The sequence below is a fragment of the Streptomyces sp. NPDC005576 genome (assembly GCF_042871745.1).
Lineage (GTDB): Bacteria > Actinomycetota > Actinomycetes > Streptomycetales > Streptomycetaceae > Streptomyces.
Genome location: NZ_JBIAJC010000006.1, coordinates 22,529 through 43,960 on the forward strand (window position 1 = coordinate 22,529; position 21,432 = coordinate 43,960).

Annotated in this window: 15 protein-coding genes and 1 pseudogene; 11 read left to right on the top strand and 5 right to left on the bottom strand. The window is 73.1% G+C overall.

The genetic code is table 11. The features are described from left to right. Positions 1-278: 278 nt before the first annotated feature. From lhgO to ACFYPN_RS12130, 4 genes are all read right to left on the bottom strand, one after another. Positions 279-1,478: an L-2-hydroxyglutarate oxidase gene (gene lhgO / locus ACFYPN_RS12115; RefSeq protein WP_358763074.1), complete on the bottom strand. Its 1,200-nt coding sequence runs from the start codon at positions 1,476-1,478 to the stop codon at positions 279-281. 224 nt (positions 1,479-1,702) lie between these two features. Continuing rightward, positions 1,703-2,533, bottom strand: a complete 831-nt coding sequence (locus ACFYPN_RS12120; RefSeq protein WP_358763076.1) for an ABC transporter ATP-binding protein — start codon at positions 2,531-2,533, stop codon at positions 1,703-1,705. A 10-nt stretch (positions 2,534-2,543) separates the two neighbouring features. Continuing rightward, positions 2,544-3,623, bottom strand: coding sequence for an iron chelate uptake ABC transporter family permease subunit (locus ACFYPN_RS12125; protein WP_358763078.1), 1,080 nt, complete (start codon positions 3,621-3,623; stop codon positions 2,544-2,546). After that, positions 3,620-4,609, bottom strand: a complete 990-nt coding sequence (locus ACFYPN_RS12130; RefSeq protein WP_358763080.1) for an iron ABC transporter permease — start codon at positions 4,607-4,609, stop codon at positions 3,620-3,622. The genes ACFYPN_RS12125 and ACFYPN_RS12130 overlap by 4 nt, the downstream gene beginning before the upstream one ends. A 327-nt stretch (positions 4,610-4,936) precedes the next feature. On the opposite strand from ACFYPN_RS12130, the gene ACFYPN_RS12135 reads away from it, so the two are divergent. The 8 genes and pseudogenes from ACFYPN_RS12135 to ACFYPN_RS12170 all read left to right on the top strand — a co-directional run bounded on the left by ACFYPN_RS12135 (position 4,937) and on the right by ACFYPN_RS12170 (position 15,371). Then, positions 4,937-5,920: an ABC transporter substrate-binding protein gene (locus tag ACFYPN_RS12135; RefSeq protein ID WP_389297957.1), complete on the top strand. Its 984-nt coding sequence runs from the start codon at positions 4,937-4,939 to the stop codon at positions 5,918-5,920. Then, entirely contained in the window at positions 5,917-6,708 is a 792-nt protein-coding gene (locus tag ACFYPN_RS12140; protein ID WP_358763084.1) for a 2,3-dihydro-2,3-dihydroxybenzoate dehydrogenase, read from the top strand. The genes ACFYPN_RS12135 and ACFYPN_RS12140 overlap by 4 nt, the downstream gene beginning before the upstream one ends. Before the next feature lie 170 nt (positions 6,709-6,878). Then, the gene (locus ACFYPN_RS12145; RefSeq protein ID WP_389297959.1) at positions 6,879-8,096 is read left to right on the top strand and encodes an isochorismate synthase; all 1,218 of its coding nucleotides are present in this window, start codon (positions 6,879-6,881) and stop codon (positions 8,094-8,096) included. Beyond that, positions 8,093-9,745, top strand: a pseudogene (locus ACFYPN_RS12150) ((2,3-dihydroxybenzoyl)adenylate synthase); the annotation flags it as partial. The gene ACFYPN_RS12145 and the pseudogene ACFYPN_RS12150, both read left to right, overlap by 4 nt. An 18-nt stretch (positions 9,746-9,763) precedes the next feature. Next, on the top strand, positions 9,764-10,399 hold the full coding sequence (locus tag ACFYPN_RS12155) for an isochorismatase family protein (protein ID WP_358763121.1): 636 nt from the start codon (positions 9,764-9,766) through the stop codon (positions 10,397-10,399). Between the two features lie 4 nt (positions 10,400-10,403). After that, positions 10,404-10,631, top strand: a complete 228-nt coding sequence (locus ACFYPN_RS12160) for a phosphopantetheine-binding protein (protein WP_358763088.1) — start codon at positions 10,404-10,406, stop codon at positions 10,629-10,631. Next, positions 10,628-14,554 carry an amino acid adenylation domain-containing protein gene (locus ACFYPN_RS12165; RefSeq protein WP_389297961.1) on the top strand — a complete coding sequence of 1,309 codons (3,927 nt, stop codon included), beginning with the start codon at positions 10,628-10,630 and terminating at the stop codon, positions 14,552-14,554. Before ACFYPN_RS12160 ends, ACFYPN_RS12165 begins: the two co-directional genes overlap by 4 nt. A gap of 49 nt (positions 14,555-14,603) precedes the next feature. Continuing rightward, on the top strand, positions 14,604-15,371 hold the full coding sequence (locus tag ACFYPN_RS12170; protein ID WP_389297963.1) for a 4'-phosphopantetheinyl transferase family protein: 768 nt from the start codon (positions 14,604-14,606) through the stop codon (positions 15,369-15,371). Between the two features lie 123 nt (positions 15,372-15,494). On the opposite strand, the gene fes is transcribed toward ACFYPN_RS12170, so the two are convergent. After that, positions 15,495-16,760, bottom strand: coding sequence for an enterochelin esterase (fes, locus tag ACFYPN_RS12175; RefSeq protein WP_389297965.1), 1,266 nt, complete (start codon positions 16,758-16,760; stop codon positions 15,495-15,497). 163 nt (positions 16,761-16,923) lie between these two features. Between fes and ACFYPN_RS12180 the strand changes: the two genes are divergently transcribed. The 3 genes from ACFYPN_RS12180 to ACFYPN_RS12190 all read left to right on the top strand — a co-directional run bounded on the left by ACFYPN_RS12180 (position 16,924) and on the right by ACFYPN_RS12190 (position 21,171). Continuing rightward, positions 16,924-18,816, top strand: coding sequence for a hypothetical protein (locus ACFYPN_RS12180; RefSeq protein ID WP_389297967.1), 1,893 nt, complete (start codon positions 16,924-16,926; stop codon positions 18,814-18,816). Between the two features lie 245 nt (positions 18,817-19,061). Further along, positions 19,062-19,556, top strand: coding sequence for a hypothetical protein (locus ACFYPN_RS12185; RefSeq protein ID WP_389297969.1), 495 nt, complete (start codon positions 19,062-19,064; stop codon positions 19,554-19,556). A gap of 562 nt (positions 19,557-20,118) precedes the next feature. Further along, positions 20,119-21,171, top strand: a complete 1,053-nt coding sequence (locus ACFYPN_RS12190) for a YncE family protein (protein WP_389297971.1) — start codon at positions 20,119-20,121, stop codon at positions 21,169-21,171. Positions 21,172-21,432: the final 261 nt, after the last annotated feature.

Sequence of the window (21,432 nt, forward strand, 5' to 3'; positions counted from 1 at the left end):
GCGCCCGCGCCCCCCCCCCCCCCCCCCCCCGGGGCCCGCCGGCCCGGCCCCCCCCCCCCCCCCCCCCCCCCCCGCCCGGGGGCCCCCCCCCCCCCGCCGCCGCCGCCCCCCCCCCCCCCCCCCCCCCCCCCCCCCCACGGCCCGGTCGGGGGCGGCGGGACCGCACCCGCCGCGGCCGTCAGCCCGCCGCCACCGCTCCGACGGCGTGATGCCGTACTCGGCGGCGCGTTCGGTGAGGTCGCGCCGGACCTCCGGGGCGACCGGCGGGTCACACGGGCTCATGCCGGGCCGAACACGGTTCGAGAGATGTGCTCGGCGATGGCCATGCAGGCGGTCGCGGCCGGGGACGGGGCGTTGCGCACGGCGGTGACGCGGCCCACCCGGTGGATGCGGAAGTCGTCCACGAGCGTGCCGTCGGGGTCGAGTGCCTGGGCGCGTACGCCGGCTCCGCCGCGGACCACGTCGGCGGCCCCGACCCCCGGGACGTACGCCCCCGCGTCCTTCATGAAGGCCGCGCTGGAGAGCGAACCGCGGTACTCCTTGACGCCCGTCCGCCAGTGCTGGGCCGCCATCCGCCACGCACCGGGGTACGCCGCGAGTTGCGCGAGGTCCCTCACGGAGACCTGGGAAAGCGTGTACCCCTCCCTGGCCGTCGCGAGGACGGCGTTCGGGCCGACCTCCACCGAGCCGTCGACCCGGGGGGTGAAGTGCACCCCGAGGAAGGGGTAGCGCGGATCGGGTACGGGATAGATGAGGCCGCGCACCAGATCGGCGCGTTCGGGCCTGAGCCGCATGTACTCGCCCCGGAAGGGGACGATCCTGGGCGCCTTCCTGTCGTGGGCGAGCTTCGCGACGGCGTCGGCGTGGAGGCCCGCGCAGAGGACCAGCCGGTCGACGCGTACGCGTTCCTGTCCCGAGCCGACCTCGATGCCGCCGGGCACGTCGGTCAGCGAGTCCACCGCGAACCCGAGCCGCACCTCGCCGCCGGCGGCCTCGATGTCTTCCGCGAACCGGCGGGCGATCGCCGGGTAGTCGGTGATCGCGGTGCGGGGCGAGTGGAGGGCCGCGATGCCGCCGGCGTGCGGCTCGATCTCCTTGATCTCCTCCTTGGAGACCTTCCGCAGGTCGGGCACGTGGTTGTTCCTGGCCCGTTCGTACAGGCCTTCCATGCGGCCGAGTTCGTCCTCGCGCACCGCCACGACGAGCTTGCCGATCTCCTGGTACGGCAGCTTCCACTCCTGGCAGTACTCGCGCAGCAGGGACACGCCCCGTACGCACAGGTCCGCCTTGAGGCTGCCCGGGGCGTAGTAGATGCCCGCGTGCACCACGCCCGAGTTGTGTCCGGTCTGGTGGGCCGCGACCTGGCGTTCCTTCTCGAACACCAGCACGCGGGTGCCCGGGCGGCGCAGCGCGATCTCGCGGCCCGTCGCCAGGCCCACGATGCCGGCTCCGACGATGCCGACCGTTTCGTCGGTCATCGGCATCCTCCATTCTTGCTCTCTTGCTGGATGATGCTGGGTGGAGCTCGATGATGCCGGGTCATCTCCTCTGCGGAGCGGTGCGCAGCACGGGATCGCGGGAGAAGAGGGCGGCTGCGAGGCCGAAGTCGGAGCCGTCGGCCTCCTCGGGGGCCGCGGGCCGCGGCCGGCGAGTCCGTACAGCAGACGGGCCGGGGGGCGCGGCCCGTGGTTCCCGGCGGCGTTCACCCGGTGGTGGCGCTCTCCTCCACCGCTGTGCGCGCCCGGGCGACCACGACGGGCGAGGCGTCCACGGGCGCTTCCAGGACATCGGCCTCCACCCCGTACACCTCCCTGACCAGGGAGGCGGTCACGGTGGTGCGCGGGGCTCCCTGGGCCAGGACGCTGCCGTCCTTCATCGCGACGAGGAGGTCGGAGTAGCGTGCGGCGGCGGCCAGGTCGTGCTGGACCATGACGACCGTGCGCCCGGCGCGCGCGACCTCGCGGACGAGTTCGAGTACGTCGACGACGTGTCCCAGGTCGAGGGCGCTGGTGGGTTCGTCCAGCAGGATCACGGGGGTCTGCTGGGCGAGCACCATGGCCAGCCAGCAGCGCTGGCGCTGGCCGCCGGAGAGGCGGTCGAGCCGCTCGCCGGCCAGGCCGGTGGTACCAGTGGCCTCCAGCGCTTCGCGCACCGCGTTCTCGTCCTCCCGCGACCACTGCCGCAGCAGACCCTGGTGGGGGTGGCGCCCGTACCGTACGAGCCCCGCGACGGTCACCGCCTCGGGGGCACGGGGCGACTGGGGCAGCAGGGCGACGCGCCGCGCGGCCTCGCGCCGGCCGAGTGACCAGATGTCCGCCCCGTCGGCGTGGACCGTGCCGGAATCCGGCCGGTGGAGCCTGGCGGCGGCGCGCAACAGGGTCGATTTTCCACAGCCGTTGGGGCCGACGATCGAGGCGACCTGCCCGGCGGGCACGGTGAACCCGGCGTCCTTGACGACGGCACGGCCGGGGTACGCGACGTGCAGCCCCCGGACGTCCAGGCCGTTCGGTGCTTGCTTGAGGGGGGAGTTCATGCCGGGGTGTTCACGCCTTCTCTTCGGTGCGGTCCGAACGGAAGAGGACCCAGAGGAGGAAGGGTCCGCCGAGGACACTGGTGACGACGCCCACGGGGAGTTCGACGGGGGCGGCGACGCGGGCGAGGGCGTCGGCCGCGGTGACGAGGGCGGCTCCGGCCAGGCCGGCGCCGACGACCGGTACGCGGGTGGGTCCGGCCAGCCGCTGCGCGAGGACGGGAGCGCCCAGCGCGATGAAGGCGACCGGTCCGCCGACGCCGACGGCGACCCCGGCGAGGAGCACGGCCAGCGCGAGCCCCGCAGCGCGCACCCGGCGCAGGTCGACACCGAGCGTGGCGGCCATGTCGTCGTCGAACCGCAGCAGTTGCAGGCGGTGTCCGGCGGCGAGAGTGAGCGGGACGAGGAAGCAGAGGGCGATGAGGAGGGGCGTACCGGCCTCCCAGTCACGGCCGTTGAGGCTGCCGACGGCCCAGAGGAAGACTCCCCCGGCCGAATTGTCGTTCTGGCGGGACATCACGAGGTCGCTGACGGCTCCGACGGAGGTGGAGACGCCGATACCGGTGACCAGGACGCGGTAGCCGGCGCTCCCCGCTCCGCCCGCGCACAGGACGACGAGCGCGGCGGCGGCGACGGCGCCGACCGGACCGAGCCACCACATGCCGACCATGCCGGTGGACGACCCGGCGGCCGCGGCGACGACGGCCGCGGTGGCTCCTTCGTTGACGCCCACCAGGTCCGGGGTGGCGAGCCGGTTGCCGGCCAGGGTCTGGGTGAGGCAGCCGGAGATACCGAGTGCGGCACCGACCATGATGCCGACGATGACGCGGGGCAGCCGGAATTCACGGACGACCATCACGGTGCCTGCGTCCCCGGTGCCCAGCAGGCCGGAGAGGGTCCGCGTCGGGCTCATGCCGGACGAGCTGGCCAGCACGGCGAGCGCGACGAGCAGCAGGAGTACGGGCACGGACAGTGCCGCCACGAGGGCGCCGCGGCGCGGGAACAACCAGGAAAGGGTGCCCGTGCGCAGCACGGTGCTGTCGGGCGGGGTGAGGTCCGGCACGCCGCAGGCCGGGGCCTTCCGTCCGTTCATGCCGTGGCCCCGGCGGTGGAGAGCCGGGACGAGCGGGCGATCCAGATGAGCAGCGGACCGCCGACGAGGGCCAGGAGCACGCTGACCGGGGTCTCCCAGGGCCTGATGACGATCCGGGCGAGGATGTCGGCGAGGATCATGACGTCGGCGGCGATCAGCGCGGAGAGCGCGAGTTGCGCGCCCATGGACGCGCCGGAGAGGGCGCGTGCGGCGTAGGGCGCGAGCAGCCCGAGGAAGGCGATGGGGCCCGCCACGGCGACGGCGCAGCCGGCGAGCAGCGATACGGCGACGGCCACCACGAGGCGGATGCGTCCGGGGTGGTGGCCGAGCGAGCGCGCCCCGTCGTCGCCGAGGCCGAGCGCGGCGAGCGGCCGGACGCAGCAGCCGGCGGCGAGCAGGCCGATCGCCACCAGCGGTACCAGGGGCACGAGTTGTCCGGCTTCGACACCGGCGAGTGAGCCGATCGTCCAGTAGCGGTAGGTGTCGAAGGTGGACCGGGTGCCCAGCAGGACGTACGAGGTGAGGCCGTGGAAGGTGGCGCTGAGCGCGGCACCGGCGAGGACCAGGCGGAGCGGGGAGCCGGCCGCCCGCCCGGACGCGGCGAGCAGCAGGACGACGGCGCTCGCCGCCATGCCGCCGAGCAGTGCCCACACCAACAGGGCGCGGGAGGAGTCGGCGTGGAAGAAGGTGAGTCCGAGGACGACGGCGAAGGCGGCGCCGGAGTTGACGCCGAGCAGTCCGGTCTCGGCGAGGGGGTTGCGGGTGGCGGCCTGGAGGAGACAGCCGGCGGTGCCGAGGCAGAGGCCCACCAGGATCGCGGCAAGGGTGCGCGGCAGGCGAACATCCATGACGGCGAGGCGCAGTTGGGCGTCAGCGCGGGCGGACGGGTCGCCCCAGAGGTAGTCCCACGCCCGGGCGGGCGGGGTGGAGCCGGTGCCCGTCAGCAGGGAGGCGAGGCTCAGGCAGAGCAGGGCGACGAGGGCCACGACGGCCCACCGGACCGGATGTCTGTCCCCGCTTCCGGCTCCGGCTCCGGCCTCAGCGCGGGCCTCCGTCCTGGCTCCGGCTCCGACTCCGGCTCGGGCTCCGGGCAGATCTTGGCGAAAAGCCCTGAATATTCGGGTTCCCACCCTTCCGGCAGACCCCTCTTGCGCTGTGAACATATGGTTAGCCTAACCTAAGTCAAGACGCCCGGACTGGTGGCCCCTCCACCCGATGTGGCCGGGATTCGTCGTGCCCGCAGGGCGCCGCATCCAGCCATGACCGCACGTCAGCGCCCTTCCGCTCCACCCTGCCTACGGAGGTTTCCGGCCATGTCGTCGAACCAGTCCCCCGCTCCCCGCCGCACCGTCCGCCCGCTGGCCGCGGTCGCCGTCCTCGGTATCTGCGCGCTCACGGCGACCGCCTGCGGCTCCTCGGACTCGGGTGCCGCGTCCGGCGATACCGACACGAAGGGCTCCCGGACCGTCACCGACGCGGCCGGCACCAAGGTGACCGTGCCGGCCGATCCGAACCGCGTCGTGGTCCTGAGCGAGATGGATCTCGACTCCTCGCTCACTCTCGGCGTGAAGCCGGTGGGCCTGACGGCGGGACGCGGCCAGAAGGGCGCCCCGGCGTACCTGACGGACAAGGCCGCGGGCATCGAGGTGGTGGGAGCGGTCACCGGACCGGACATCGAGAAGGTGGTCCGGGCCGCACCCGACGTGATCCTCGCCGGACAGATGACGGACACCCAAGTGCTGTCGCAGCTCCGGAAGATAGCCCCCACGCTGGTCACCGTCGGAGACGACAAGGACTGGAAGAAGTCCCTCTCGCTCACCGGAGAGGTCCTCGGCAGGGCCAACGAGGCCGACGCCTTCCTCGCCGACTACGACACGAAGGTCGCCGCCCTGAAGGCCGACCTCGGGGCGGAGGCCGGCGCCGAGGTCTCCGTCGCCCGCTACTCCCCGCAGGGCTCCGCCGTCATGCAGCAGGGGGTGTTCATCAGCGACGTACTGAACGACGTGGGCTTCACCCGGCCGGGCATCCAGGCGGAGAAGGGTGAGGGCCACTCGACGCCGATCAGCGAGGAGAACCTCGCCGAGCTCGACGGCGACTGGCTCTTCATCGGCACCCTGACCTCGACCGGCGGTTCCGGCGTGGTCGGCCGGCTCTCCGCGGAGCCCGCCTACCAGCAGCTCGGCGCCGTCGAGGCCGGCCATGTGACCGAGATCGACGGCTCGATGTGGACGAGCCTCGGCGGCGCCGAAGCCGCCGTGAACGTCCTGGCCGACCTGCGGAAGGCCATGGTCAAGTGAGCGCCGAATTCGATGGCGGGCTCGCGTTCGTCACGGGTGCGGGGCGGGGCATCGGTGAGGCCGTCGTCACCGCGCTCGTGGAGCGCGGCGCCCGCGTGGTGGCCACCGACATCACCTCCGACGGCATCGAGGCCCTCGCGCGTCGGCACGGCTCGCAGGTGGTCGCCCGCCGGCTCGACGTCACCGACGCCCACGCCGTGGAGGCCGCGATCGAGGAGGCCGAACGGGCCCTCGGACCGCTGGAGTTCGCGGTCAACGTGGCTGGTGTGCTGCACAGCGCGGAGATCGTCGACACCAGCGACGCGCAGTGGGACGCCACCTTCGCCGTCAACGTCGACGGGGTGTTCCACGTCTCGCGTTCCGCCGCCCGGCGCATGGCCGCGCGCGGCAGGGGCGGCATCGTGACGGTCGCGTCGAACGCGGCGGGCATCCCCCGCGCCGGCATGGCCGCCTACGCCGCGTCGAAGGCGGCCTCGGCGATGTTCACCAAGTGCCTCGGCCTGGAGATGGCCGCGCACGGCGTCCGCTGCAACAGCGTCTGCCCCGGCTCGACCATGACGGACATGCAGCGCGCCCTGTGGGCCGACCTGGACCCGGCGGACGTGACCGCCGCCGCGGACCGCGTCGTCGCGGGCGACCTCGCCACCCACCGGACGGGTATTCCGCTCGGCCGTATCGCGGACCCCGCCGACATCGCCGACGCCGTCACCTTCCTGCTCTCCGACCGCGCCCGCCACATCACCATGCAGGACCTGTACGTCGACGGCGGCGCCACCCTGCGGGCCTGATCCCGCAACGGACCGGCGCCGCGCACCCGGTTCCCGTCCCCCCGGCTTGCGTACACCCGGCTCCCGTACACCCGACACACCGCCCGCGCCCCGGTCCCGCGCCCGTCCCCCCGCCTCACCGCCCTGCCGCCGACCGCGGGGGGCGCCCTCCACCGCAGGAGACACACTCCATGTCCACCTCCGTGCACGCATCCCCTCCGGCCGTACCCGGCCCGACCCACCTCGCCCCCGTCACCCCCGGTGCGGCGACCGCGCTCCTCGACGCCTACCGCCCCGGCACCGACCGCTTCGTGGCCTCGCCGACCCGCACCCTGCTCGGGCGCGGCGTGCTCGCCGAAGTGCCGCACGGGACGGAGCCGGTCGAGGAGCGCGTACGCGACGTCCTCCGGTCCCGGCGGCGGGCCGGGGACCTCACCCCCGTGGTCGTCGGGTCCATCCCCTTCGACGTGGACGCCCCGGCCGCGCTGGTTGTGCCGGAGTCCGTGGAGTGGGCGCCCGCGCTGCGCCAGGACCCGCTGGTCGCCCTGCCCGCTCCTGCGGCGGAGGACGGTGGCTCCTGGCAGGTCCGCGAGGTCCCGGCCGCCGCCGAGTACGCCGGGGCGGTCGCCCGCGCCGTGCGCCGCATGCGCGCCGGGGAGTTCGCCAAGGTGGTGCTGGCCCGCACCCTGGAACTGACCGCCCCCGACGAGCCCGATCTGCCCGCGATGCTGAGCCGGCTCGCCCGCCGGGACCCCTGCGGCTACACCTTCGCGGTACCCACCGGCCCCGGCCGCACCCTCATCGGGGCAAGCCCCGAACTGCTGGTCGCCCGGCAGGAGGGACGGCTCGTCGCCAACCCGCTGGCCGGCTCCGCGCCGCGCAGCTCCGACCTGGCCGAGGACGTCCGGCGGGCCGCCGCGCTGCTGGAGTCCCCCAAGGACCTGCACGAGCACGCCGTGGTGGTGGCCGCCGTGCGCGAGGCCCTCGCCCCGTTCTGCACCCGCCTGGACGTGCCCGAGCGCCCCACCCTCGTACGGACCGCCACCATGTGGCACCTCTCCACCACGCTGACCGGTGACCTCGCGGACCCGGCCACCACCGCACTGCGGCTCGCCACCGCCCTGCACCCGACGCCCGCCGTGTGCGGTACGCCCACCCCGGCCGCGCGCGCCGTCATCGCCGAGTCCGAGCCCTTCGACCGGGGCGCCTACACCGGCATGGTCGGGTGGCAGGACGCGGACGGCGACGGCGAGTGGGTCGTCACGATCCGCTGCGCCGAGGCCGAGGGCCGCTCGCTGCGCCTGTTCGCCGGTGCCGGAGTGGTGGCCGATTCCTCGCCCGAGGCGGAGACCGCCGAGACCGCTGCGAAGTTCCGTACCTTCCTGAGCGCCGTGGGAGCCCAGCTGTGACCGTCACCGAGCGCGACCCGCTCGCCCCCGGGGGGCCGGACGCGCCCACCTGGCCGGCCGAGTTCGCCGCCCGCTACCGCGCCGCGGGTTACTGGCGCGGGGAGACCTTCGGCGACTTCCTCCGCGAGCGCGCCACCACGCACCCCGACCGCGTCGCCCTGGTCGACCCGGCGCCGGCCCGCCGCACCTGGACCTACCGGGAACTCGACGCGAGCGCCGACCGGCTGGCCGCCGGATTCGCCGCCCGGGGAATCGCCAAGGGCGACCGGGTCGTCCTCCAGCTCCCGAACATCGGGGAGTTGATCGAGGTCGTCTTCGCGCTCTTCCGGATCGGTGCCCTCCCCGTGTACGCCCTGCCGGCGCACCGGGAGACCGAGATCGAGCACTTCGTTGCGTTCTCCGAAGCCGTCGCGTACGTGGTACCGGAGCGCCACGCCGGTTACGACTACCGCGAACTCGCGCGCCACGTACAGTCCATGACGCCCGGGCTGCGCGAGGTCTTCGTGGTGGGCGATCCGGGTGAGTACACCGCGCTCCGTGACGTACCGATGGACCCGGCCGGACCGCTCGACGGCCCCCGCCCGCACGAACTGGCCTTCCTCCAGCTCTCCGGGGGGACCACCGGCGTCTCCAAGCTGATCCCCCGCACCCACGACGACTACATCTACTCGCTGTGGGCGTCCAACGAGATCTGCGGGGTGGACGAGGACACCAGATTCCTCGTGGTCCTGCCCGCCGCGCACAACTTCCCGATGAGTTCCCCGGGTTGGCTGGGCGTGCTGTACGCGGCCGGCACCGTCGTGCTCTCTCCCCGGCCCGACCCGGCGACGGCCTTCCCGCTCATCGAGCAGGAGCGGATCACCATGACCGGCATGGTGCCACCGCTCGCACTGGTGTGGACGGACGCGGGACCGGCCGCGAAGGAGGACCTGTCGAGCCTGGAACTCGTCCTGGTCGGAGGCGCCAAGTACAGCGAGGAGGCGGCCCGGCGGCTGGCACCCGCGCTGGGCTGCCGCCTGATGCAGGTCTTCGGCATGGCCGAGGGACTGGTCAACTACACGCGGCTGGACGACGACGAGGAGACAGTCCTCACCACCCAGGGCCGCCCGATCTCGGCGGACGACGAGGTGCGCATCGTGGACGACGCCGACGAGGACGTCCCCGAGGGCGAGTTCGGCCATCTGCTCACCCGGGGGCCGTACACCGTCCGCGGCTACTGGCGGGCCCCCGACCACAACGCGCGGGCCTTCACCGAGGACGGCTTCTACCGGACCGGCGACATCGTCCGCCGCACCCCCAGCGGTCACCTCGTGGTCGAGGGCCGGGCGAAGGACCAGATCAACCGGGGCGGCGAGAAGATCGCTCCCGAAGAGGTGGAGAACATCATCCTGGCCCACCCCGCCGTCCACGACGTCTCGGTCGTCGCGGTCCCCGACGCGTATCTCGGCGAACGCTCCCTCGCCCACGTCATCCTCCGCGAGGGCGCCGAGCCGCTGAAGCCCGTCGCGGTCAAGCGCTTCGTCCGCGAGCGCGGCATCGCCGCGTACAAGATCCCCGATCTGGTCGAGTTCGTCGACGCGTTCCCGCAGACCGGCATCGGCAAGATCAGCAAGAAGAGCCTGCGGTCCGCCGCGCCCGCGCCGCACCACGAGGAAAGGCCCGCCCCCATGGCACTGCCCGCCATCGCCCCCTACCCGCTGCCCACGGTGGAGGAGCTGCCCGTCAACCGGGTGGCGTGGACGGTCGATCCGTCCCGTGCCGTGCTGCTCGTCCACGACTTGCAGAACCATTTTTTGAAGACGTTCGCGGCCGGCGAGCAACCACTGACCGGCATGCTGGAGAACACGGCCCGGGTGCTGGAGAAGTGCCGCGCGCGGGGAGTCCCGGTGGTGCACTCGGCGCAGCGCGGCGGCCAGACCGCCCAGGAGCGCGGTCTACAGCTCGACTTCTGGGGCCCGGGGGTGGCGGACGACCCGGCGGCGCTCGACGGGCCGGAGCAGGTGGCGCCCGTCGAGGGCGAGAGCGTCCTCACCAAGTGGAAGTACAGCGCCTTCGTGCGCACCGAGCTGGCCGAGCTCATGCGCGAACAAGGCCGTGACCAGCTGATCGTGGTCGGCGTGTACGCGCACATCGGCGTGCTGATGAGCGCGGCGGACGCGTGGCAGCGCGACATCCAGGCGTTCGTCGTCGCCGACGCGGTCGCCGACTTCTCCCGGGAGGACCACGACATGGCGCTGCGGTACGCGTCCGGCCGGTGCGCCGTGGTGACCACCACCGACGCGCTCTTCGCGCAGGAGGTCTGAACCGATGACCCTCACCCCTGAGCTGATCCGCGCCGACATCGCCGACTCCCTCGGCGAGGAGCCGGAGGACATTCCGGTCGACGAGAACCTCGTGGATCACGGGCTGGACTCGGTACGCATCATGGCGCTCCTGGAGCGCTGGCGCCGCGACCACGGAGTGACGGCCGCCTTCGCCGATCTCGCCGAACAGCCTTCCATCGAGGCGTGGTTGCCGTTGCTGGTGGCCTCGTGAGCGCGCCGCTCGTCGGCCTCGACACGTGGTGCGCAGACGCTCCGGACACCGTACTGCCGTTGACTGCCGCCCAGTCGGGCATGTGGTACGCCCAGGCTCTCGATCCCCATAGCCCGGCGCTCAACACCGCGGAGTGCGTGGAGATCGAGGGCCCGGTCGACCCGAGGCTTTTCGCCGCCGCGCTGGGGAGGGTGGTCTCCGAGGCCGACGCGCTGCGCATCCGGGTGGAGGACACCCCGGAGGGGCCCCGGCAGCGCATCGGTGCCGAGGTCCCACTCCCCCTGCACACCGCGGATCTGCGGGCGGAGAGGCGCCCCGACGAGGTCGCCGGGGCGTGGATGCGGGAGGATCTCGCCCGCACCTGCGACCTGGCGCGCGGCCCGGTGTTCCGGCACGCGCTCTTCCGCGTCGGCGGGGAGCGGTGGCTGTGGTACCAGCGCGTCCACCACCTCGCCATGGACGGTTTCGGCTACTCCTTGCTCGTACGCCGCACCGCCGAGGTCTACAGCGCCTTGGCGGCGGGTGAGGCGCCCGCTCCGACTCCGTTCAGGCCGCTGGCCGAACTCGTCGCACAGGACGCCGAGTACCGCGCGTCCGCAGCCCTGGCGGCCGACCGGGCCCACTGGAGCGAGGCGTTCGCCGACTGCCCCGAGGCGCCCCGCCTCGCGGGGCGCGGTGCGCTGCCCTCCCGGACCTCGCTGCGCCGCACGGTCTCGCTTCCGCGCGAAACGACCGAACAGGTACGGGAGTTGGCGTCCCGGCTCCGGGCGACCTGGCCCGAGGTGCTGATCGCCGCACAGGCCGTCCACGCCTCCCGTACCACCGGACGCTCCGACATCGTCCTCGGGCTGCCGATGATGGGCCGGATGGGCTCGGTGGCGCTGCGGGTGCCGGGCATGGTGATGAACGTCCTGCCCCTGCGCCTGGAGGTCTCCCCCGGCGCCGACTTCGCCGGGCTGGTGCGCCAGGTCGTGCGGGGCATCCGCACGGTGCGCCGCCACCAGCGCTACCGCTACGAGGACATCCGCCGCGACCTCGGGCTGCTCGGCGAGAGCCGCTCCCTGGTCGGCCCCCTGGTGAACGTGATGCCGTTCGACTACGACGTGCGCTTCGCGGGCGCGCCGGTGCGGGCCCGCAACCTGTCGGCCGGGCAGGTGGAGGATCTGACGGTCAACGTCTACGACCGCGCCGACGGCCGTGGGCTCCTCATCGACCACGACGCGAACCCCGCCCTCTACACCGAGGACGACCTCGCGGCCCACCAGGACCGGTTCACCGGGCTGGTCGCCCGGCTGGCGGCGGCCGATCCGCATCTGCCGCTCGCCGTGCACACGCTCGCCACTCCGGCCGAAGTCTCCCTCGTCCGCGACGAGTTCAACCGGACGGAGCGCGACCTCCCGGCGACGAACCTGATCGGCCCCATCGAGGCACGGGCCCGCAGGACCCCCGCCGCGACGGCCCTGGTGTACGGCGAGGTAACGCTCACCTACGCGGAACTGAACGTCCGCGCCAACCGCCTCGCCCGGCACCTGCGGACCCTGGGCGCCCGCCCGGACACGGTGGTGGCCCTCTCGGTGCCCCGGTCCGTCGAGCTGATCGTGACGCTGTTGGCGATCCTGAAGACGGGTGCGGCCTATCTGCCGCTCGACCCGGACTATCCGGAGCAGCGCCTGCTGGACATGCTCCAGGACGCGGCGCCGGTCTGCGCGGTGACCGACAGGGCGGGCAGGCTGCCGGACGGCGCCGCGACCCCGCTCGTCGCACTCGACGGTCTCGACGTCTCGGCGCACCTGCCGACCGACCCGTGCCGTCCCCTCACCCCCTCCCACCCGGCGTACGTCATCTACACCTCGGGCTCGACCGGCCGCCCCAAGGGGGTCGTGGTGCCGCACGGGGCGATCGACAACCGGCTCCGCTGGATGCAGGACACCTACCGGCTGACGGCCGGGGACCGGGTGCTGCAGAAGACGCCCTCCTCGTTCGACGTGTCGGTGTGGGAGTTCTTCTGGCCGCTGCGGGAGGGCGCGACGCTGGTCGTCGCGGAGCCCGGCGGTCACCGCGATCCCACGTATCTGACTCGTCTCATCCGTGAACAGGCGGTCACCACACTGCACTTCGTGCCGTCGATGCTCCAGGTCTTCCTCGCCGACCCGGAGGCCGCACGGTGCACCGGCCTCACCCGGGTCTTCTGCAGCGGTGAGGCGCTCCCCCGCGAGACCGCGAACCTCTTCGCGCGTACGCTGCCGGGGGCCCGGCTGCACAATCTGTACGGGCCGACCGAGGCCGCGGTGGACGTCACCCACCACACCTGCGCGGCCGAGGGCAGCGGTCCGGTCCCCATCGGGCGCCCGGTGTGGAACACCCGGCTCTACGTGCTGGACGCGGCGCTCCAGCTCTGCCCGCCCGGCGTGCCCGGCGAACTCTTCCTCGCCGGGCGACAGTTGGCCGACGGTTACCTCGACAGGCCCGGACTGACGGCGACCCGTTTCGTGGCCGACCCCTTCGGTCCGGCGGGCAGCCGGATGTACCGGACCGGAGACCTCGCCCGGTGGACCCCCGAGGGCGAGGTCGAGTACCTCGGCCGCACCGACCACCAGGTGAAGCTGCGCGGCCAGCGCATCGAACTCGGCGAGATCGAGGCGGCCATGGCGGGACAGCCCGGCGTCGAAGGCGTCTGCGCCCTCGTGCGCGAGGACGACGGCGGCGAACAGCGCCTCGTCGGTTACGTACAGGGGCAGGCGGACCCGGCCGTCGTGCGGGCCACGCTGGCGCGCGTGCTGCCGGACCACATGGTGCCGGCGGCGGTGGTCGCCCTGGCCGCGTTCCCGCTGAGTCCGGCCGGCAAGCTGGACCGACACGCGCTGCCCGCACCGGTGTTCACCGGCGACAAGGGGGCCCGGCGCCCGTCCGGGGCCCTGGAGGAGAGACTGACCCGGCTCTTCGCCGACGTGCTCGGCGTCGAAGGGGCCGGTCCCGACGACGCGTTCTTCGATCTCGGCGGCACTTCGCTGCTCGCGATGAGGCTGGTGGCCCGGGTACGGGAGGAGTGCGCGACGGAGCTGACGATCGGCTCGCTCTTCGAGACGCCGACGCCGGCGGCCCTGGCGGCACGCCTCGCCGGCCCGGGTGGGGGCGCCGACGACGCGCTGGACGTCCTCCTGCCGCTGCGCGGCGGCGGCGACCGGCGGCCCGTCTTCGCGTTCCACCCGGCGGGGGGCATCGCCTGGTGCTACGCGGGCCTCTCGGCCCGGCTCGGCGCCGACCAGCCGCTGTACGCCGTCCAGGTGCGCGGGCTGACCGACGACGAGCCCCTGGCGGCGACGCTGCGGGACCAGGCCGTCGACTACGCCACACGGTTGCGTACCGTCCAGCCGCACGGGCCGTACCGGCTGGTGGGGTGGTCGGTGGGGGGCGTACTCGCGCAGGCCGTGGCCGTACTGCTCCAGCAGGCGGGCGAGGAGGTCGAACTCCTCGCCCTGCTCGACGCGTTCCCGTCCGAGATGTGGCGCGCCCGCCCGGCGCCCGAGGAGGGCGACGCGCTCACGGCGGTGCTGCGGATGGCGGGCTTCGAGCGCACGGACGAGCGGACCGGTGACGATGTCCTGGCCACCCTGCGCAGGGCGGGCAGCCCGCTCGCCGGTCTCAGCGACCGCACCCTGTCCAGGATCGTGGACATCGTGCCGCACCACGCGCGGCTGATGCGCGAGCACCGGCACGACCTCTACCGGGGCGACGTGCTCTTCTTCACGGCCGCTGCGCCGAGGGCGGAGGACTGGCTCACCCGAGAGGCGTGGCGGGCCCATGTGACGGGGGAGATCGTCAATCACGATCTCGATTGCACCCACGCCCGGCTGCTCCAGGGCGCTAACCTCGACACCGTCGCGACCGTCCTCGCGGCCCGGCTGAAGGAGCTCGACGGATGACCGCCCCGACCTCTTCGTTTGATGCGGCGCGCACGTCCGGGTCCGCCCGGTGGTGAGTACGACGGCCGAGGTGCGGCCCTGGACGCCGGGAGACCGGCCTCCGGGACCGTCCGCGCTGGCCGGCGGAGGCCCGCTCCTCTGGTCCGTGCGCCCCTGGGGCCTCCGTCCGCCGGGGCCTTCCGGGCAGTCCGGGCAGTCCGGGCAGCCGATGAGCCCGGACGGGCTCGACGTACTGGACGAGGAGGAGCGGCGCCGGGTCGCGGCGTTCCGGCGCCCGGAGGACCGGGTGATGTACGCGGCCTCGCACACCGCGTTGCGCGTGCTGCTGGGCGGCGTCCTGGAAGTCCCTCCCGCCCGGGTGACGTTGGTCCGGCTGCCGTGCCCGGGGTGCGGCGCTCTCCACGGCCGGCCTGCGGTCGCGGGGCCGGCCGGGGACCGGGTGCACTTCTCGCTGTCGCACACGGAAGGGCTGGCACTGGTGGCGCTGGCCGCCCGGCCGGTCGGCGTGGACGTCGAACGGCTGCCCTCGGCGAGGACGGCCACCGAAGCGGCATCTGCGCTGCATCCCCTGGAACAGGCGGAGTTGGCAGCCCTGGCGGTGGCGGACCGGCCTGCCGCGTTCGCACGGTGCTGGACCCGCAAGGAGGCGTATCTCAAGGGCACCGGGGAGGGGCTCTCCGGCGAGGCGCTGGGCGGCGCCCATCTGGGGACGGGGCCGTCCCCGGCAGCGCAACCCGCCGGCTGGACCCTTGCCGACGTCGAGGTCCCGACCGGCTTCGTCGCGGCCTGCGCGGTGGCAGTGGCGGTGGCACGGTAGCGGCGGCACGGTAGCGGTGGGCTTCGGCGGGGACGATGGTGTGCGGCCGAGCACGTGGACGGGACCCCGGTCTCCGACGGCGGAGCCGGTCCGGTGGCCGAACCGCCCGGCTGAGCAGCCGGATCAGCTCCCGGATCCGAGCAGTCGGATCAGCCCGTCCGCCATCTCCGTACGCCACCAGAGGTAGTCGTGGCCGCCGTTGAACTCGCGGTACTCGCAGTCGTATCCGGCCTCCGCGAGCACTGCGCGCAGTCGCCGTGCGGCGGGCAGCGCCACCCACTCCTGCTCGCCGAAGGAGAGCCGGAACCGTACGGGGCGGCGCGGCGCGGCGGCGATCCGTCCGGTGAGCCACTCCGGCTCGGGTCCGTCCGGCCACCAGTAGGAGGCCGACTGGACCAGGGCATTACCGAAGCGGTGCGGGTTGGCCAGTGCCGTGTACGTCGCCGACAGACCGCCCAGGCTCTGCCCCGCGATCACGGTGCGCGCCGGGTCTTCCGTGAGCGGCAGGCGTCGCGCGGCCCACGGGAGCAACTCCTCGGCCAGGAAGTCCGCGTGGGCGGGTCGGCAGGCGAGGTCCCGCCAGCGGGCACCCGGGTCGACGGAGTCGACCAGGATCGCGGCCATCGGCGGTATCCGGCCGTCCGCGACGAGGTTGTCGAGCAGGTTCGCGAGGCCGAGCAGCGGCTGCCAGTGCTCACCGTCCAGCAGTACCAGCACGGGCAGTTCGTGGTGTCCTCCACCACCGGCGGGGGCGGGAGGCTCGTACAGCCAGACCCGGCGGTCCTCCCGCAGGTGTTCGCTGGGGACGGTGTGCTCGGTCACCGTGCCCCGGGGCACACCGGACCGGGGCTCCCAGTCAGAATCCGACCGGGACTCCCGCACCTCCGCCCAGGACACCGGCTCACCGCCCCAGCGGCGCGGCATGCGGCGGGAGTTGAACGGGTCGGAGCGGCGCCGCGTTCGCAGCCACTGCCAGTACTCCGGCCCGCCGGCCCCGGGGCCGCCCCCCTCGTCCACGTGGAAGTCGTAGGTCCCGCGCCAGTCGCGGCGCAGCCGGAGCGTCCCATGCCAGACGTCCGTACCGGGGACACGTTCCATCAGGTTTCCCTCGGGCCGGCGCGGGTCGCCGAGCTTGTTGGGCATGACCTGTACTGCCCGGGTCGCCTCCGTGCCACGCCACAGGAAGGTGACGGCCGCGTGGTCGGGGCTGCCCTGCGGATCGGGGGCGACCAGCGGCGTTCCCCGTCCGCGTACGCGTACCCAGAACGCGTCGACCCCTTCGGGGCCCGGCAGTTCGAAGCCGGGCGCCGCGAGGAACGGAAGCGCGTCGGGACGCGCCGTCCTCGGCGGATGGAGGGGAGCCCCTTCGGGCGGTGCGGACGCGAACATGCGGGCGGTCTCCGAAGAACGACGACAGGTAGGAGTGGGCACCACCGTAACTCCAACAGGATTGGTTAGGCTAACCTAACCAGGAGTTGGCGACATCCTGCCGAACCGGCCAGTGGACGCCTCATCCCGCATGCACTTTTCCCTTGTCCGCCAGGAGCACGCCATGAGCGCAGACAGACCTGTCCGTACCTCCATACCGCCGCTGCGCGGCCCTCGCAGCCGGGTCGCACGGGTGGCCGCGCTCACCGCCGGAGCGACGCTGGGCCTCGGCGTCCTGTCGATGCCGTTCGCGGCGGCCAGCGACGATTCGGGGGCGACCGGAGCGGTCGCGGTCGCTGCCGCGGCCGGCGAAGCGCCGGCCCCGAGCGTCACCCTGGGCTCGGCCTCGGTACGGGTGGGCGGGGACGTGTCGTTCACTGCGACCGGGTTTCCGGCCGACAGCAAGGTCAGCGTCAAACTGGACGACACCACCCTCCTTGCCCAGTTCACCAGCGGCCCCGACGGTGGCGTCACCGGCACCGTCACCATCCCCGCCGGCACCACCCCGGGCGCCGACCACTGGCTCCGCTTCCTCGCCACCGGCACCAGCGTCAAGAGCACCGGCCTCACGGTCACCACAGCCCCGACCACACCCGAACCGGCCACGCCCAAGGTGGAGTTGCGCACCACCAAGGTCCCCGCCGGCGGGACCGTCTCCTTCTCGCTGTCAGGGTTCGTCCAGGGCCAGAACATCACGGTCAAGCTCGACGACCAGACGATCCTCAAGCAGTGGATTACCGCCGTGAAGGCGGACGGTACGTTCACGGGCGCGGTGACCGTCCCCGCCACGACCGCCGCCGGCGCACACTGGCTGCGCGTCCTCGCCCCGGAGCCCTCCACCAGCCTGAAGGCCGACTTCACCGTCACCTCCCCGCCTTCCACGGGCGGTTCCGGCAGCGACGGTGGCAGCACCGGAGGCGGCTCCACCGGCAGCACGAGCACGGGCGGCAGCGGCACCGGCGGCTCCACCGGCGGTACGAGCCCGGGCGGCAGCAGCACCGGCAGCACGGGCACGGGGGGCAGCAACACCGGCAGCACGAGCACGGGCGGCAGCAACACCGGCAGCACGAGTACCGGCGGTACGTCCACGGGCGGCAGCACCGCCTCCGGCACTTCGGCCATCATCACCGCCGGTTCGAGCACCACCGCCGGTGGCAAGGTGTCCTTCCGCCTGACGGGTTTCCCCGCCGGCCAGCAGATCACCGTGAAGTTCGACGACGGCGGGATCATCGGGCAGTGGCCCGACGGCATCGCGGCGGACGGCTCGTTCTCAGGCACGGTCACCGTCCCGGCGAGCGCGGCCGAGGGGGCACACTGGCTGCGCTTCCTCGCCCCGAACCCGTCCACCAGCATGAAGGCCGGCTTCACCATCACCTCCGGCTCGGATGCCTCGGCCGCCACCACGGGTGGTACGGGCACGAGCGCGACCGGCGGTTCCGGCGCCACCGCGACGACCGGCCCGACGACCGCGATCCCTGCCGCCACAGGCGCGCCCGCCAGCGCCGCCAACGCGAGCGGGGCGAAGGCGGAGATCACCGCCAGTGAGGTTCAGCCCGGCGGAAAACTCCATGTCAAGGTCACGAAGTTCCCGGTCTCGCAGATCGTCACCATCAAGCTCGACGACGACGCCATCCTCGGCCAGTGGAACATCGACGCCGAGGGGTCGTTCGAGGGCGACGTGGACATCCCGGCCGAGGTGACGCCCGGCGCGCACTGGCTGCGCTTCCTCGCCCCGAACCCCGCCACGACACTCAAGGTCGACTTCACCGTGTTGGCCGCCGATGTCACGGCGGCTTCCTCGGCCTCCTCCACGGCCCCGGACGCGGCGGCGACCACCACCGACCCGACCGTCAACGCGGCCTCGATCCAAGGTGTGGGAACCGGTGTCTCGTACGCGACGATCGCCTGGGCGGCCGGAGCGGCCGCCGTCGGGGGCGCCGCCGGAGCGGCAGGAGCGACGACCTTCCTCCTGCGCCGACGCAAGCCCCAGCGGTCGCCGCATCCCGAGCAGGCTTGACGGAGCGTCACGCTGCCGTCGCCCCCTCCATGAGGGCCCCATGCGACGTGAGCGGCTCCGGCAGGTGTGCGGAGCGTGGTGCGCACACCTGCGCGCAGCGCCCCGCGACGTAGGGAGAAGTCATCCCATGGGGCGTGCCGGCACGCTGTCGTTGGTGGGACCGGAGCGGCTGGTACGCATCGCACGCCGCCCCTGCACGTACACTGCACGTCACGTGCGGGGGCTCGGCTCCAGGGGCGGACGTCGTGGAGGCAAGCGGTGACGAGCGCCACTGGATCAGCGCGTGGCACGTCCCGCTGAACATTGCCGCCATGCACATGAGTGGCTTTCTGCTGTTCATCAGCTCCTTCTGGATTCCCGCCGCTTCCACAGCAACCTACGGCGAAGCGTGCGGGCTGGTGATCTGGACTCTGATGCTCCACGTCGCCGTTCAGATTCCCGCTGGTCTTCTCGCCTCCCGCTGGGTGGTCCGCGGCCGGCCGGCCAGGGCCGGCCTCGTCGCGCTGGGACTGGCCACGGCAGCCACCTGGACGCTTTATCTGTGCACGGGCCAGGAGTCGGCGGGCCGCGCGTTCTGGTGGCAGACCCTGGCATGTCTCTGCGTCTCCCTGAGCAGCTACCTGTGGCTGTGCACCCTGCGTCGTTCCACTGTCGTGCGATTCGCCGAACGATTCACGTACGCTGCCCAACCATTCGCCATGTGGGCCTTGTTGCGTCCACCACGGCGCGGTCCCCGCTGACCGGAGGGTCGCCACGCTCTGCACCACCCCCGTGCCCGAACGGACGGGGCCGCAGAGCGAAGCGGGCTGCACCGAGGGGCACTCCGACGGACGGCGCCCCGGCCGGAATTCCCCGGTCACAGCCATGACCACCCAAGAGCAGTCATCTCATTCGTGTGGGTCGGCGGCAGCGGATGGGGGCACGGGCGATGCCGGTGAAGGCGAGGAAGCGGGAGGATTCGCGCTCACAGCAGCGGCGTCCCCCGGTGAATCCGCGGTGGACCGTCCCACGGGAGGTCCGAACGACTCCGTGGGCAACCGCTGCCGCGTGCAGCCCGACGCAGCCCCGAACAGGATCGCCGCCAGAACCTCCCGAGCACCGTGGCGCCGTCGACCAGCGTGCGGCCGCGACGGCGCCTCCACCACCGCCCGCCGGAGCAACTCCCCCTCTCGTCCGGCCTACCCACCCGTCTCCTGTGACATACGCCACCCCCGAACCGTCGTTACTTAGGTAAGGCTAAGCTAACCTGAATGAGCGACGCCCTGGCACAAGGGGCGCACCAGTCAAGGAGATTGACGCAGCATGACGTCTGTAACCCGCCGCACCCTCAGCACCGCCGTCGTCCTCGCCGTCGGCGGTTCACTGGCTCTGGCCGGCACGGCGACCGCCAGTGCCACGGGCCACCAGGGTGGTTCAGTTTCCACCCTCACCTCCGCCTCGCTGGCGACGGGCCTGTACCAGTCCTCGTACTCCGAGCGGAATCACGTGCTGTGGGCGACCACCGCCGTGGGGCGGCCGCCGGTCACCGACTCCAGCCTGCTGAAGGTGGATCCGCGCACCCTGAAGGTCGAGAAGACCATCGTGCCGCCGGTCACGGACGCTGCGACCGGCGCGGTCGAGGCCGTCTACGGTGTCGCCGTGGACGACGAGCACAACACCGTGTGGACGACCAACACCCGCAACAACACCGTCTCGGTCTACAGCCAGAAGACCGGCGCGCACCTCGCCACCCTGCCCGGCATCGCGCACGGCCGTGACATCGTCGTGGACGAGAAGCACGACACGGTGTGGGCGAGCAGCTTCGCCGGTGCGAGCCTGGTCGCGTTCGATTCCAAGTCCCTCAAGGAGAAGGGCCGGGTCACCATCGAGGGTTCGAGCCCGACCGGTCTCACGCTGAACGAGAAGACGGGCACGGTCTACACCGCCGACCTGAACAACGACCGTGTCATCGAGGTCGCCCCGCACAAGGCACCGCGCTTCATCCCCGCCGGCGACGGCGCGATTTCGGTCGCCCTGTCCGCCAACGGCAGGACCGCGTACACCGCGAACCAGAGCGCGGGCACCCTCTCGGTCATCGACCTGAAGAAGGGCACCGTCACGTCGACCGTCGCGACCGGCGCCGGTCCGCTGGCCGTCGCCACCGACCAGAAGTCGGGCCGCGTGCTGGTCGTCAACCGCACCGACGCCAACGTCACGGTCGTCGACCCGAAGAAGGGCGCCGTGATCGAGACCCTCGCCACGGGCGCCAACCCGAACCACGTCACGGTCGCCGACGGCATCGCCTACGTCGTGGACAAGTCGGGCTCGGGCACGGACAGCAAGGACCTGATCCACCGCATCGTCCTGGGTCACTGACCCCCGTCCGCCGAAACCCCGTCCCGGCGTCGGCCGCGTACCCCGGCACCGTGCCCCCCGCACGATCGACGGCTCGTCCGCTCACGCTCCGGCGGAGGGGACGTGCCGACGGCCGCCGTCGCCCGGGCGCGGGCGCGGGCCCGGCCACCCACGCGGGGCCGAGCAGTCGGAGGCCCGTCGCCCTCGGAGCTGCAAGGTCGCCCGGCACGGGCGAGCGTTAAGGTGCGATACGGAGCATGTGCGCGCTTTCTGGAGACTTCG